At 62.9% G+C, this 14,766-nt stretch carries 12 protein-coding genes; 6 read left to right on the top strand and 6 right to left on the bottom strand.

The window, feature by feature from the left end; translation table 11 throughout:
- Positions 1-99: 99 nt before the first annotated feature.
- Entirely contained in the window at positions 100-252 is a 153-nt protein-coding gene (locus IC757_RS01295; RefSeq protein WP_190975611.1) for a hypothetical protein, read from the top strand.
- A gap of 277 nt (positions 253-529) precedes the next feature.
- On the opposite strand, the gene IC757_RS01290 is transcribed toward IC757_RS01295, so the two are convergent.
- The 3 genes from IC757_RS01290 to IC757_RS01280 all read right to left on the bottom strand — a co-directional run bounded on the left by IC757_RS01290 (position 530) and on the right by IC757_RS01280 (position 6,905).
- Positions 530-3,436, bottom strand: coding sequence for a TonB-dependent receptor plug domain-containing protein (locus IC757_RS01290; RefSeq protein WP_190975610.1), 2,907 nt, complete (start codon positions 3,434-3,436; stop codon positions 530-532).
- Positions 3,437-3,796: 360 nt separating this feature from the next.
- On the bottom strand, positions 3,797-5,551 hold the full coding sequence (locus IC757_RS01285; RefSeq protein ID WP_190975609.1) for a phosphoenolpyruvate carboxykinase (GTP): 1,755 nt from the start codon (positions 5,549-5,551) through the stop codon (positions 3,797-3,799).
- 91 nt (positions 5,552-5,642) lie between these two features.
- Positions 5,643-6,905, bottom strand: coding sequence for a 6-phosphofructokinase (locus IC757_RS01280; RefSeq protein ID WP_190975608.1), 1,263 nt, complete (start codon positions 6,903-6,905; stop codon positions 5,643-5,645).
- A gap of 189 nt (positions 6,906-7,094) precedes the next feature.
- Here IC757_RS01280 and IC757_RS01275 point away from each other — a divergent pair, with 189 nt between their 5' ends.
- On the top strand, positions 7,095-7,655 hold the full coding sequence (locus IC757_RS01275) for an adenylate kinase (protein ID WP_190975607.1): 561 nt from the start codon (positions 7,095-7,097) through the stop codon (positions 7,653-7,655).
- Here IC757_RS01275 and IC757_RS01270 read toward each other — a convergent pair.
- A complete protein-coding gene (locus IC757_RS01270) occupies positions 7,624-7,887 on the bottom strand; it encodes a sulfurtransferase TusA family protein (protein WP_190975606.1) in 264 nt (87 codons plus the stop codon). The genes IC757_RS01275 and IC757_RS01270 overlap by 32 nt on opposite strands.
- Between IC757_RS01270 and IC757_RS01265 the strand changes: the two genes are divergently transcribed.
- The 3 genes from IC757_RS01265 to IC757_RS01255 are packed head-to-tail and all read left to right on the top strand — an operon-like array spanning position 7,886 to position 10,334.
- Complete coding sequence (locus IC757_RS01265) at positions 7,886-8,386, top strand: hypothetical protein (protein WP_190975605.1); 501 nt, start codon at positions 7,886-7,888, stop codon at positions 8,384-8,386. The genes IC757_RS01270 and IC757_RS01265 overlap by 2 nt on opposite strands.
- A complete protein-coding gene (gene mpl / locus IC757_RS01260; protein WP_190975604.1) occupies positions 8,383-9,741 on the top strand; it encodes a UDP-N-acetylmuramate:L-alanyl-gamma-D-glutamyl-meso-diaminopimelate ligase in 1,359 nt (452 codons plus the stop codon). Before IC757_RS01265 ends, mpl begins: the two co-directional genes overlap by 4 nt.
- A complete protein-coding gene (locus tag IC757_RS01255) occupies positions 9,738-10,334 on the top strand; it encodes an LON peptidase substrate-binding domain-containing protein (RefSeq protein WP_223846199.1) in 597 nt (198 codons plus the stop codon). Before mpl ends, IC757_RS01255 begins: the two co-directional genes overlap by 4 nt.
- Here IC757_RS01255 and IC757_RS01250 read toward each other — a convergent pair.
- Complete coding sequence (locus tag IC757_RS01250) at positions 10,264-12,315, bottom strand: VTT domain-containing protein (protein WP_190975603.1); 2,052 nt, start codon at positions 12,313-12,315, stop codon at positions 10,264-10,266. The genes IC757_RS01255 and IC757_RS01250 overlap by 71 nt on opposite strands.
- A 73-nt stretch (positions 12,316-12,388) precedes the next feature.
- Between IC757_RS01250 and IC757_RS01245 the strand changes: the two genes are divergently transcribed.
- A complete protein-coding gene (locus IC757_RS01245) occupies positions 12,389-13,210 on the top strand; it encodes an SDR family oxidoreductase (protein ID WP_190975602.1) in 822 nt (273 codons plus the stop codon).
- 140 nt (positions 13,211-13,350) lie between these two features.
- Here the strand turns inward: IC757_RS01245 and IC757_RS01240 are convergent, their stop codons facing one another.
- Positions 13,351-14,640, bottom strand: coding sequence for a citrate synthase (locus IC757_RS01240; RefSeq protein WP_190975601.1), 1,290 nt, complete (start codon positions 14,638-14,640; stop codon positions 13,351-13,353).
- Positions 14,641-14,766: the final 126 nt, after the last annotated feature.

Below are 14,766 nucleotides of genomic sequence, written 5' to 3'. Positions count from 1 at the left end.
GGGCGCAATTTCGAGCGGCTCGGCGAACTCGAACGTGCCGAGGCGCTGTATGCCAGAGCCATCCGGCTGGACGACGAGGAACCACTGTTTCACGCCGGAATGGCACGTGTCGCCAGCGCCAGGGGCCAGGCCCAGCGGGCCGAGGATGCCCTGCTCGAAGCCATGCGGCTGAGCCGCAAGGTGGGCAATGCAGACATGCCCTGGGACGAAACACTGCTGGCGCTCAAGGAAGGACTTCCCGAAGCCCGATAAAAGGTGCGGCCTACTCCCCCGCACGATCCGCAACCCACTGTCTCGACATAAACAAGAGACTGGATCACAGTGGGCACGCAGCGGCACCCCTTTAAACTCCAACTCTCTTTCCGTTTCTTTCCCTGTGCCCTCTGTGCCTCTGTGGTGAATTCTTTTAGCAAACCCAACGAAGGGGAAAGAAGACTCCACACGGCAGTCGCAGTATCAGCGATGCCTGCTAAAAAAAGGGCGGGCCCCCGAAAGGACCCGCCCTGCAAGGCTAACGACAGTTCAGCAATTAGAAGCTGACGTTCACCCCAAGCGTGTAGAACCGACCCAGCACATCGTAGAACTGCGGGAAGGTGTTACCGCTGTTGGCTGCCGTCGAGCCAATGGTGTCGCCGACGTTCGGAGCGCTCTTGTCGAACAGGTTGTTGATAGTGGCATTGAGCCGGACATTCTCGTTGATGCGCCATGCACCCGACAGGTCGAAGTAGCTGAAGCTACTGATGCTCGAGAAGTCGTCCAGCCAATCACCGGATCCCGGCTCGACGTCCAGACCGCTCATGTAGCGCCAGTTCAGCGAGACATCGTAATCACCACGCGTCCAGGTCGTCCGCTGGTTGAAGCGCGTCTCGTGAATCAGGCCGGCGCCGGTTGCTTCGTTACATGCCACGCTGTAGTAGCCAAGGCAATCACGTGCAGAGGAGGCCGGGCTGTCCTGAAACTCCCAGTTCAAGACACGGGTAAGGTTGAGCGTGAAGCTCAGGTCACCCATGTCGTTCGGGAGCGGCATGCCGTAGTTCACGCCCAGGTCGATACCTTCGGTCTTCGACCGACCCGAGTTGGACAGTGCCGTGACCACGCCAAGCGCATCCGAAGCATTGAGGTCGCCACCGGTCGGGCTGCGCAGGATCAACGAACAGGCCTCGTTGAACTCGAAACCCGGGTTGAGAGCCGGATCGTAGCACTGCTCCAGCAGGTCGGTGGAACTGGGCGAGGAGATCTGATCTTCAATCTCGATGCGATAGTAGTCCACCGTGACGGTCAGGTCATCGACGAAGAACGGCTGCCAAACAACCCCGGCCGTCCAGGTATCGGCTTCCTCGGGGCCCAGCTCGGGGTTGCCGCCGGAGAGCACGTTGATCTGGCCAGCAGCCGGCGAAGGCAGGTTACCCACGACGCCGGTCGGAACGCCCGTCTGCACACAGAGATTGGACAGCGTACCCGGGGTACCGGCTTCGTCCTGGTTGATCCGATCGCCCTGGCAGGGGTCGGTGCCCAGGTTCGACAGGCCGGAGACCTGCGGAGCGAACAGCTCGTTCACGTTAGGCGCACGCGTGGCGCGCTGCACCATGCCTCGAACCAGCAGCTCGTCGGTGGCCTCCCAGTTGAGGCCGGCCTTCCAGGTGTCGTACGAGGTCGAGCTTTCATCGGCAACCGAGAAGTCGGTGTAGCGATAACCACCTTCGAAGGTGACGCCCTGGACAATCGGGGCAATCATTTCGGCGTAGACTTCACGCAGCGTGAAGGCGCCCGAGCGATCGGGGGTGGGCGCACCGGTCCCCAGCACTTCGCCCTGAATCTGCGAAGCCTGATCGGACAGGGTGGCGGCAGCGACACGTCGATACTCAGCACCGACAGCAACACCGATCGGCTCATCGGCCATCGGGCTGCGAATGTCGCCCAGATCGCCGGCGAAGGTCAATGCTCCAACCTCCTGATCGACCGTCTGGGTCGACAACGACGACAGGTTGATGAAGTCGATCATCTCGTCGGTGATCGAACCTTCCGGTCCGAACAGGTTCAGCGGAACACAGTTGTTGGAATCGTCCAGGCACTCATCAACTTCAACCGCACGCAGGGCCTGCTGAACGCGGGAATTGGAACCCCAGTTGCCCTGTGTCTGAACCTGCGACGCCTGGCCCTGCGACCAGTACGCGTCATAAGTCCAGTTGATGCCGATGTCGCCACGCGCGCCTACCGTGTACTGGTAAACGTCGTTCTCGAAGTCGTTCAGACGCGGTCCAAGCTCGGTCATGCGACGACGGGCCTGCATCGTGACTTCTTCGGTGCTGCCGGCAACGCAGTCCTCAGGGGCGATATCGTGCGTGGCACAGATCTGGGCACGACCCTCGTCGGTGAGGAACGGATTGCCAATCGGGACATTCCAGTTATTGAAGAAGGTGCCCGACGGGGCCAACTGCGCCCGGCGCGTGTTGTCCATGTAAATGAACTCACCGTAGGCTTCCACTTCGGGGATGATTTCGTAGCGGGCCAGCGCCGTGGCCTGCGTACGCTCCAGTGCGCCCTGGTAGAAGTTCGTCGGGTTGTAGTTGTAGAGCTGCAGGTCGTCGGTAAACCGCCCCTGATCCGGATCCCACTGGGCCAGTACGGATCCCTCACCTTCTACCAGCTCCACCAGCGAGAAGGTGGGCACGCCGGCCGAGGAACCACCGGGCTGGCCGGTATCGGAAAACAGGGAGAACTCACCGATGTCACGCTCACCCATCGTCAGGGGCTCGATATCGGTGTAGCTGAGGGCCATGGTGACGTTACCGCGACCATCTGAGGTGTTGGCGCCAACAATGAAGTCGGTGCGGGTGCGATCGGCATCACCCTTTTCCGACATGCCGTAGAAGCTCGACAGCTCCACGCCTTCGAAATCCGAACGCATCACGAAGTTGAGCACGCCGGAGACGGCGTCAGCACCGTACACGGCGGAGGCACCACCAGTCACCAGGTCGGCCCGCTCAAGCAGGGCAACGGGGACAATGTTGGTGTCGACCTGACCGGTCAGGTTGAACGGCACGATACGACGGCCGTTGATGAGCACCAGGTTTCGGTTCGAACCCAGGCCACGGAGGTTGACCGTGCTACCGCCGCCGGTTCCGTTATTGGTACCCGGGCCAAGCGCCGGCACCGCGACAGGCAGCTCACGGATGACGTCTTCGATCGACGCAGACTGGCGGAACTGCAACTCTGAATCATCAATCGAAGTAATGGGGCTGCTCGACAGCAGGCCGGGCGAGACTACGCGAGTACCGGTTACGGCAATGCGATCAATAATGTCGTCAAGATCACCGTCATCATCGGTGTCCTGCGCCCAGACCGATCCACCGGTCGCCATGGCGGTCGCGATCAACCCGACCCCAAGAGCCAGCCGTACCGACTCTGTTAATGAATTTCGCTTATACAACTTCATCAGACTCTCCAGTTTGTCTTCTTGATTTGCACTCAATAAGCTATCTTCTGATTTGCACCATTTAAGGGCTTTTCTATATGCGTTCGACAGTGCACCTGATTATTCACAGCGCACGGCCTGAGCGAAAAGTCCGGCTACACCGGCACGCCAAAATGGCGACCCGAGCAAGGCCGGCCCTCCGACTCGCCGCCGATACTAGCATCATCGAATGGCGATGAAAAGGGGATTGCCAATACATTCTGAACGCGAAGCTAATCTTCTCTGAACAAAGAAAAGCTTGATATTCAACTGTTTTTGGATAAAGCGAAACGATTTTCACGCCATCTCAAAAGACCAATGCGACAAGGGCCCAGGATTCACTCATCCCGCCTCGCCAAGCCGCGTTGCGACCCGGTCCAGCTCCTGGCGCAGCTCACCCGGCACACGACCGCCGAATTGCTCCAGGTGGGCGGCAATATCGTCCAGTTCAGCCAGCCAGGCCGACGGTTCCACCTCGAGCAGCGCTTCCATGTCCGGGTGCTGCTCCAGGCCATCAGTATTGATGGCTCCATCCTCCGGCAAGCCACCAACCGCCGTTTCACGAACCTGGGCTTGCCCCAGGCAACGGTCGAGCACCCACTCCAGCACGCGCATGTTGTCGGAAAAGCCGGGCCAGATGAAGCGGCCGTCGGCGTCGCGCCGGAACCAGTTGACCTGGAAGATCTTCGGAGGATGGCTCAGTTTCGAACCCACCTCCAGCCAGTGCGCCCAGTAGTCGCCAAAGTTGTACCCGCAGAATGGCTTCATGGCCATGGGGTCGCGCCGCACCACACCCACCGCGCCGGTCGCCGCAGCCGTGGTCTCCGACGCCATGCCGGCACCCAGCAGCACACCATGGCGCCAGTCGCGCGCCTCCAGCACCAGCGGAGCGAGGCCGGCCCGACGTCCGCCGAACAGGATAGCGTCGATCGGCACGCCCGATGCGCTCTCGGCGACCTCGGAATAACTCGGGCAACGCTTGATCGAAACCGTGAAGCGTGAGTTCGGATGGGCCGCCGGGCCCTGCCGCGGATCGAAATCACGCCCGCGCCAGTCTTTCGCCGGCACGCGGTCGTCCAGACCTTCCCACCAGGGCTGGTTGTCCTCGGTGACCGCCACATTCGTAAAAATGGCCTCGCAATCCAGCATGGCCAGGGCATTCGGATTGGTCTTGTTGCCGGTGCCCGGCGCCACACCGAAGAAGCCAGCTTCCGGATTGATCGCCCACAGGCGCCCGTCCTCGCCCGGGTGCAACCAGCAGATGTCGTCGCCAACTGTCCATACCTTCCAGCCGGCCTCGCGGTAGGCTGCCGGCGGAATCAGCATGGCCAGGTTGGTCTTGCCACAGGCCGACGGGAATGCGCCGGCCACGTAACGAACCTCGCCCTGCGGGTTCTCGATACCGACAATCAGCATGTGTTCAGCCAGCCAGCCCTCGGTTCGCGCCTGGTAACTGGCAATGCGCAGCGCATGGCACTTCTTGCCCAGCAGGGCATTGCCGCCATAGCCCGAACCGAAACTCTGAATGCTGAGTTCCTCCGGGAAATGCATGATGTAGCGCCGGTCCGGGTCAAGCTCGCCGGTCGAGTGCAGACCCTTGACGAAATGACCGTCGTTCTCGATGCGCGCCAGCGCATCGGCCCCCATGCGCGTCATCAGGCGCATATTGACCACGACATAAGGGCTGTCAGTGATTTCCACACCGCAGCGCGACAGCGGTGAATCGACGGGACCCATGCAATAGGGCACAACGTAGAGCGTGCGGCCCTCCATGCAGCCGGCAAACAGCCCCTTCATCAGGGCATGGGCCTCGGCCGGGGCCATCCAGTTGTTATTGGGCCCGGCCTGGTCCGGGTCTTCCGTGCAGACAAAGGTCAGGTGTTCGACCCGGGCCACATCGTCCGGATCGGAGCGGTGCAGATAGCAGTCGGGGTGGGTGTCCGGATTGAGCTTTTCGAGATCGCCGGACTCCAGCATCGCAGCAATCAGACGTTCATTTTCGGCTGCAGATCCATCACACCAAGAGACCTGGCTGGCGCGGGTGTGCGTGGCGACCTGATCGACCCATTCATTGAGCGCTGTAAGTTTGGAAGACATGATGTTTGGCGGCGGGCAGACTATGCGGGATAAACCCGGCAGGGTAGCCGCTTGCAGCGCGGGTTGCAATATGGCGACGAACCGCCGGCAGTCAGAGCGGAAAACGATCCAGCCGGCGCGGCAATTCGGCCAGCCTCGGTCGCACATAGCGCGGCAGACCATCGGCGGCAAACGGCGGAAAGGCCTCGCCGCGAATCAGCGGCGCCAGGTACTCCCGACAGGCCGGCGTAATGCCGAATCCATCCTCGGAAATGAAGTGATCCGGCAGGGTCTTTTCCTGATTGGCGATGCGCTCAAGGGATGCCGCCTCGGTGGTCCAGCGGTAGGGATGGTCCGAAATCCGGCGAATCACCGGCATGACGCCGTTCTGCCCCTCGACGGCCAGCTCGACGGCGGCCTCGCCGACCGCACGCGCATGCTCGAGATCGGTCTGCGAGGCAATGTGCCGAGCCGAACGCTGCAGGTAGTCGGCCACCGCCCAGTGGTTCTTGAAACCAAGCTGGTCCGTGATCAGCTCTGCGATCATGGGTCCGACACCGCCGAGCTGACGATGGCCGAAAGCATCCTTGCCACCGGCATCGGCCAGAAACTGACCTTGCTGGTCCCGCAGTCCTTCTGAAACCACCACTGAACAGTAGCCATTCCGCTCGACTGATTGCTGCACGGCATCCAGAAAGCGCGCCTGGTCGAAGCCGCGCTCGGGCAACAGGATCACCTGGGGCGGATCGCCTTGCTCGCGCTGCGCCAGGCCCGCGGCCGCGGCAATCCAGCCCGCATGCCGGCCCATCACTTCCAGCACGAACACCCGAGTCGAGGTGGAAGCCATGGACAACACATCAAGACTGGCTTCGAGAATGGACACCGCCACGTACTTGGCCACGGAACCGAAACCCGGCGAACTGTCGGTCACCGCCAGGTCGTTGTCGATGGTCTTGGGCACACCAATGCATTGCAGCGGATACTCGAGCCGCTCGGCCACCTGCGAGAGCTTCCATGCAGTATCGGCCGAATCGTTTCCGCCGTTGTAGAGGAAACAGCCGATATCGTGGGCCCGAAAAACCTCGATGATGCGCTCGTACTCGCGCCGGTCCTCGGCCACGTCGCGAAGCTTGTAGCGGCAGGAACCGAAGACGCCTCCCGGCGTATGAGAGAGCGCGGCGAGCTCGTCATCCTGCAGACTGGCCGTATCAATCAGCCGCTCTGTCAGCACACCGACGATGCCATCCCGAGCGGCCAGCACCTGACCGAATGCATCAGTCCTGCGGCGCGCAGCCTCGATGACCGCGGCCGCGGTGGCATTGATGACCGGCGTGACACCGCCGGACTGGGCATACAGAAGATTTCGTCTTGCCATGACTGGCTGTCTTTGAAGATGCGGGTTTCAGACCCGGCAGAATAACGGAATGTCCTGCCCAGAAACATGACACAAGACACACTTTCTGGTTATGCACTCATAACCCCGGCCCATTTGACACTCAAGACCCATTCCGGTTAATTTTGCCGGCTTGTTTCCATTTCCCCTCATTGCGACAAACAGCAAACCATGCGTATCGTACTGCTCGGCCCGCCTGGCTCAGGCAAGGGCACCCAGGCTGCCCTACTCAAGGACCGCATCAAGGTTCCACACATCTCCACCGGCGACCTGCTGCGCTCGGCAGTGGCCGATGAAACGCCCCTGGGCCGGCAGGCCCGGTCCTTCATGGACCGCGGCGAGCTCGTGCCCGACGAACTGGTGCTGGGCCTGATCGAAGAACGTCTTGGCGCGGCGGATGTGCAGCCGGGCTTCATTCTCGACGGCTACCCTCGCAATCTCGCCCAGGCACGCGCACTGGACGAACTGCTCGAGCGTTTGGAGCAACCAGTGGAAAAGGCCCTGGAGCTGCGAGTCGACGAAGAACAGATCATTCAGCGACTGGCCCGACGTGCCGAAGAGGAAGGGCGTTCCGACGATACCGAGGAAGTGGTCCGCAATCGCCTGAAGGTCTACCGGGAGCAGACCGCCCCTGTATCGGAGCACTATCGCGAACACGGACTGCTGGCCGAGATTGACGGCATCGGCAGCATCGAGGACATCAACCAGCGCCTGGCTGACGCCCTGGGCTGACACGAATCCGGACATGCACCGTGCCGTCGACGGTTTCTGCCAGCAGCAACTCGTGACCCGCATGCTCACAGTAGACGGCCAAGTCCAGTTCAGCCAGGGGGTCGGTGGCCCACACCTCGAGAATATCTCCGGGGCTCATGCCGGCAACCGCGCGGCGAGTCTGCAACACGGGTTCGGGGCAGACACTGCCGCTGCAATCCAGCACTTGTCCGGGCGGATCATGTTGTTCCATGTCTGACTTCATCGCGCGCCTGTTCGGAATCGTGACCCTGCGCCTGGGACCCCAGGACCTGCCTGTCGGCAACACCTCCCTGGCCCTGGCCATGCTACTGTACCTGCTGGTATCGGGCATGGCCATGACACTGGGCGAGGCGCCTGATCAGGCCGGACTGGTGCTGGCACTGGCGCTGGTGCTGCCGCTGATCCTGGCCCGCATCGTCCTGACCCTCAGACGACTACCCCAACGCTGGCAGCAGACCGTCACCGCCCAGTTCGGCACCAGCGCCCTGCTGACCGCCATCAGCCTGCCACTGACCGTCAGCGCCGGCGCCGGCGAACCCGCCACCTGGACCGCGCTGGCCGCTCTGATCGTGTTCATCTGGTCATTTGCCGTCGATGCCCACATCTGGCGGCATGCGCTCGACACCACCTTCGCCGCCGGCCTGGCCGTCGCGGTGATATTGTTTGCTCTGACCCTGTTTGTCATCACCACGTTGGCTGGACCCCTGTGAAAATACATATTCTCGGAATCTGCGGCACCTTCATGGGTGGCGTGGCCGCCCTGGCTCGCGCTGACGGACACGAAGTCAGCGGATCGGACCAGAACGTCTACCCTCCGATGAGCACCCAGCTCGAGCAACTGGGCATCGACCTGGCCGAGGGCTATCGGCCCGAGCACATCGCCGCCGACACCGACCTGGTCATCGTCGGCAACGCCCTGGGTCGCGGCAACCCGGCCGTGGAGCACATCCTCAACGAGAACATCCCGTTTACTTCGGGCCCGCGCTGGCTGGGCGAAAACTACCTGCGTCGGCGCAAGGTACTGGCCGTGGCCGGTACGCATGGCAAGACCACTACCGCCAGCATGCTGGCCTGGATACTGGAACAGGCCGGGCTGGCACCGGGCTTTCTCATCGGCGGCATTCCCACCGACTTCGGTGTCTCGGCTCGTGCCGGCGAGGAGTATTTCGTGGTCGAGGCCGACGAATACGATACGGCCTTTTTCGACAAGCGGGCCAAGTTCGTGCACTACCGCCCCCGCATCGCCATCCTCAACAACCTCGAGTTCGACCACGCCGACATCTACCCCGACCTGGCCTCGATCCAGACCCAGTTCCATCACCTGGTGCGAACCATTGCCGGCAACGGCAGCATCCTGGTCAACGCCGCTGACAGCGAACTGGCTGAAGTGCTGGACATGGGCTGCTGGACCCGACAGGTCCCGTTTGGTTTTCACGACAGCGACAGTGGGCAATGGCAGGTACGGTTGATCGAGCCTTCCGGTCGCCGCCTGGAGATATTCCACCAGGGCGAATCACAGGGCGAACTGAACTGGACCCAGACCGGCCGCCACAATGCACTCAATGCACTGGCCGCCATCGCCGCGGCCGGCGAGGCCGGCGTCCCGGTCGCCAGGGCCATCGAGGCACTGGCCCGCTTCGGCGGCGTCAAGCGGCGCCTGGAACGACTGGGCGAGTGTGGCGGTGTCCATGTCTACGACGACTTCGCGCATCACCCCACCGCCATTCGACTCACCCTGGAGGGGCTGCGCAGGGCCGTCGGCAACGCGCGCATTCTGGTCGCCCTGGAACCGGCCAGCAACACCATGCGCGGCGGTTTTCATGTCAACGAACTCCCGGCCGCCCTGGCCGCCGCCGACCATGTCTGGCTGCGCACCAGTGAGGCCATGGACTGGGACCCACACGATGTGCTGGAACGATGCGGGGGCGAGGGCCGTCCGCGCAGCCGTGTCGAAGCGCTGCTCGACGACCTGGCCGGCAAGGTCCGGCCCGGCGACCATGTCGTGTTCATGAGCAACCGCGGCTTTGAATCCGCGCCACAACGCTTCTTCGACCGCCTCGCGTGAGCACCGAACTGCCCCTGTTCCCGCTGCAGACCGTGCTGTTTCCCGGCGCGACGCTGCCGCTTCGCATTTTCGAACAGCGCTACCTGAGCATGGTGCGCGACTGCACTCGCGCCGACAGCGGCTTCGGCGTGATCTGTGCCTGGCCGGCAGCGCAGGCCGGACGCGCCCGCCATGCGCGCATCGGAACAGAGGCCATCATTACCGATTTCTCGACCCTTGACGATGGCTTGCTCGGGCTTCGCTGCGAAGGCCGACGCCGGTTCCGCATCATCGATACACGCGCGCGCGACGATGGACTGTTGATCGGCACGGTCGACTGGCTGCCTCCAGAACCGGCCGCGGCCGTGCCGGCCCGGTTTGCTGCCCTTCAGACCCTGATGCAGGAATTGCTGAGTCATCGACAAACCGCCAGTGACATCGATATCGACATCGACGATGCCGTCGAGCTGGGGCGCTGCCTGGCCGCGCTGCTGCCGCTGGAACTCGAGCATGCCCAGGCCCTGCTTGAGATGAGCGACCCTGTCAGTCGACTGGAAGCCCTCGTGAGCCTTCTGCAGGACCCGGCCGATGAGCCGGATGACTCGGCACACTGAGCGCCGGCTCGAAGTACAGCCGTAACGCCTCCGAAACGGTCAATTGCACATGACCTGACAACGCGCTTTCCAACTGTGCATCGGCCGGCTTGCCTTCCGGCTCGGTCACTGTCCAATAACGGATCAGCCCGAACAGTCGCGCCGGAGCTACGGTTCGCACCTGGCCAAGCCAGATCGGCACTCCCCCTGGCTGCACCCTGGCACCGGACGACCACAGCCTCAGCACCACCATCTGCTCCTCGCCGACGGGCAGAACACGCACCAGGTGCTCCGGACGCCCGGCAAACTCACGCGGCAGGTGCGGCATGGCCAGGGCATCGTCCCCGGGTTCGGCCAGCCGGGTCCACGGGCTCGCCACTTCCGTTTCGGGCCGATGCCAGCCGGCAGACTCGAGCTGATAGGCCAGCGCATCCAGATCGCCAGCGACCTGCAGATCGAAGCGCTGCAGCGCGGCGGCACCGATCCGCGATCGTCGCTCGGGCAGGGCCGCCCAACCCTCGGACAGCCACTCCGACAGGCTCAGATGACGTTCCGTCGGCGCCAGGCGGGAGGCCTCGAGCATCGATTGCAGGTGATTCCCGGCATGCTGACCGCCCAGAATGACCAGCAGGCCATAGAACACCAGGGCCACCAGGAACGGCCGGCTGCGCGGCAGGGCACGCTGGCGATAGCCGATACCCACCAGCGCGACCCAACCGCCCCCCAGGGCCAGGGCCGCGAGAATGCCGCCAAGAGATACCCGCCCCAGGTACAGATTGGCCAGGCAGACCAGCATCAGCATGAGACTGGTCAGCAGGTAAGGCCATTTGCGCAATCCGGCCGGCAGATCCTTGGCAATCATCACGGCAAAGAACCCGAGCACCGCAGTGGTCAGCACGGTTGCGCGATGGGGAATCTCGCCCAGCGAAGGCATCGCTTCCGGCGCCTCAACCAGCCGCCTCATCAATGCGGCCAGCATGGCCGCCAGCAGCCATGCCCCGGCCGTGGCCACCAGCCAGTGCCAGGCCGCATTGGTGCGTCGAACCGCCAGCAGCAACAGCGTCATGATGGCGGCCACCATACCCATCACCGGCATCTCACCGGCCAGCGACAGCGCGGCAAAAACGGGGTCGGCGGCATGACTGCGCAGACTCGCCGCCCAGCCGGCCACCTGTTGCTCGGCACCCAAGGCCCCGGTAGCGAACGGTGCGACCAGCAAAACCCCCAGCAGCAACGCCAGCGACACCAGGAGCAGTAATCCCAGCAGGGCCACGGAAAGCAACTCGCGCTTGCCGGGCTCGAACAGCGGCGCCACCACTCGCCCCAGCAGCGGGTGCTCGCTGCTCCAGCGAATCAGCGACTTGAGCCACCAGGCGCTGCGACGGGCGGTAAAGTTGTAAACCAGCCGCGTCAGCCAGACTGCCATCCAGCCACCCAGCACCACGACCAGCAGGATCACCACCAGGCGGCCGGCAAACTCGGCAGCAAGTTCCAGCGAGGCGCCAAACAGCATGCCCGGCAGCAGGTAAGCCGGCGCCCACAACACGCAGGCCGGAATGGAGAAGGCCAGAAAAGCACGCATGGGCATGCTCATCATGCCCGCAACCAGCGGCACCACCGGTCGCAGCGGCCCGACAAAGCGACCGATGATCACCGCCTTGCCACCATGGCGGAGTACCGCGTCCTGTCCGGCGGCGAGCATGTCGGGGCGCCGACTCAGGGGCCAGAGCCGCGGAATCTCCGACCGGAAGCGCGAACCCGCCCAGTGACTGACCAGATCGCCACACAGTGCGCCGGCGGCCGCCCCCAGCCAGCACCAGAAGAACAGCACCGGGTCGGCACCGATCACCGTGCCGACGATGAACAACAGAACGATGCCCGGGATGAAAATTCCGACAATGGCCAGTGATTCAAGCAGCGCGAAGGCAAAGGCCATCGCCACCAGCCAGACCGGATGAGACTGGAGCAGCTGATTGAGATTGGCGAGAAACCCGGTATCCATGCTTCAGCCGGCGCGCGCCGTGTACCCCTTCTCCGATGTAGCATACCCCTCACACCGGAATAGGACAGCATTCATGACCCAGTCACTCGCCAACAAGACCCTGTTCATCACCGGCGCCTCGCGCGGCATCGGCCTGGCCATCGCACTGCGTGCCGCGCGCGATGGCGCCAACGTCGCCATCGCCGCCAAGACCGACCGCCGCCACCCCAAACTGCCGGGCACCATCCACAGCGCGGCGGAAGACATCGAGGCCGCAGGCGGCCGCGCCCTGCCGCTGAAAGTCGACATCCGCGACGAACAGGCCGTGGGCGAGGCCATGACAGCGGCCGCCGACCACTTCGGGGGCATCGACATCCTGGTCAACAACGCCTCGGCCATTTACCTGGCACCCACCCCCGAAGTGCCCATGAAGCGATATGACCTGATGCACAGCGTCAATACCCGCGGCACCTTCGTCTGCTCGCAACAGGCTCTGCCGTGGCTGGAACAAGCCGACAACCCGCACATCCTCAACCTGTCACCGCCGCTGAACATGGACCCGAAATGGTTCGCCCCGCACGTGGCCTACACCATGGCCAAGTATGGCATGAGCATGTGCGTGCTGGGCATGTCGGAAGAGTTTCGTGATCGCGGCATTGCCGTCAACGCGCTGTGGCCCAGAACCGTCATCGCCACCGCCGCCCTGGCCATGCTCGGCGGCGAAGTCAACCCGGAAAACTGCCGCAAGCCCGAAATCATGGCCGACGCCGCCCATTGGGTACTGACGCGACCATCACGCCAGTTCACCGGACACTTCTTCATCGACGACGAAGTGCTGGAGAAGGCGGGGGTGACGGATCTGGATCGTTATGCGGTGAAGCCGGGCGAGGAGTTGTTGCCGGATTTGTTTTTGTGAGAGGAAATATGGGAAAAGGTAAAAGGTAAAAGGAAAAACAAGGGGCATTCAGGAGCACCAGGCTAACGGATCAAGTACCAGCCTGAATTTCCTTTCACCTTATCACCTTTTTCCTTATCCCTTTCACCTCGCCAAGCGCATCAGCGCTTGGCGATATCCACATAATCACGCTCGCCGGCCCCGGTATAGACCTGGCGGGGGCGGCCGATGCGGTGGGGAGTGCCGGCCTGTTCCAGCCACTGGCTGACCCAGCCGACGGTGCGGCCGATGGCGAACATGGCGGTAAACATGCTGGTCGGAATGCCCAGCGCCTTGTAGATGATGCCGGAATAGAAGTCGACATTGGGGTAGAGCTTGCGCTCGACGAAGTAGTCGTCTTCCAGGGCGATTCTTTCCAGCTCCATGGCCAGGTCGAGCAGCGGGTCCTGCTGGCCCAGCTCTTCGAGCACTTCGTGGCAGGCCTTGCGAATGATGGTCGCGCGCGGATCGAAGTTCTTGTAGACGCGATGACCGAAACCCATCAGCCGGAACGGGTCGTTGCGGTCCTTGGCCTTTTCGACGTACTTGCCCACCTGGCTGACATCGCCGATCTCGTTGAGCATGTTGAGCACAGCCTCGTTGGCGCCGCCATGGGCCGGCCCCCACAACGCAGCAATGCCGGCGGCCACGCAGGCATAGGGGTTGGCCCCGGTCGAGCCGACCAGGCGCACGGTGGAGGTCGAGGCGTTCTGTTCGTGATCAGCGTGCAGGATGAACAGCAGGTCCAGTGCCCTGGCAGCCACCGGATTGACCTCGTAGGGTTCGGCCGGCACCGAGAACATCATGTGCAGGAAGCGCTCTGAATAGCCCAGGGAGTTGCGCGGATAGGCACTGGGCCAACCCATGTGGTGACGGTAGGCCGCCGCGGCAATGGTCGGCATCTTGGCAATCAGCCGCTTGGCCGCCAGCACGCGCTGCTCGGGATCGTTGACATCCAGCTTGTCGTGGTAGAAGGCGGCCATGGAGCCGACCACGCCAGACAGGATGGCCATGGGATGTGCGTTGTAATGGAAGCCCTGCATGAAGGTGTTGAGCTTCTCGTGCACCATGGTGTGGTAGGTGATGTCGCGCTCGAACCCGGCATACTGGTCGGCATCGGGCAACTCACCGTTGAGCAGCAGGTAGGCCACCTCGACGAAACTGGACTGCTCTGCCAGTTGCTCGATGGGATAGCCGCGATAGCGCAGGATGCCGGCATCGCCATCGATGTAGGTGATGTCGCTCTTGCAGCTTGCGGTGGCGCCATAACCAGGATCAAAGCTGAAGTAGCCCAGCGTCGAATAAAGCTTGCTGATATCCAGCGTGGGATCACCTTCGGTGCCGGCAACGACCGGCAGGTCCAGGCTTTTTCCGGATTCGGAATCGGTCAGGGTGAGTTTGCGCTCTGTCACCGGGCTCTCCTTGGCAGGCGGTTGCTTGTAAAGGGGTTGCAGGCAGGCCGAACTGCCGCTTGGCGGCCGCTGACGCTCTGGCCACCCGCAGTACCGGGCCGTACGGAACGCATTAGTATCGCATAT

This window comes from Wenzhouxiangella sp. AB-CW3, from assembly GCF_014725735.1.
In the GTDB taxonomy this organism is placed as follows: domain Bacteria; phylum Pseudomonadota; class Gammaproteobacteria; order Xanthomonadales; family Wenzhouxiangellaceae; genus Wenzhouxiangella.
Note: the sequence above shows the minus strand (reverse complement) of the source record. Positions and strands in the feature narration are given on the sequence as shown.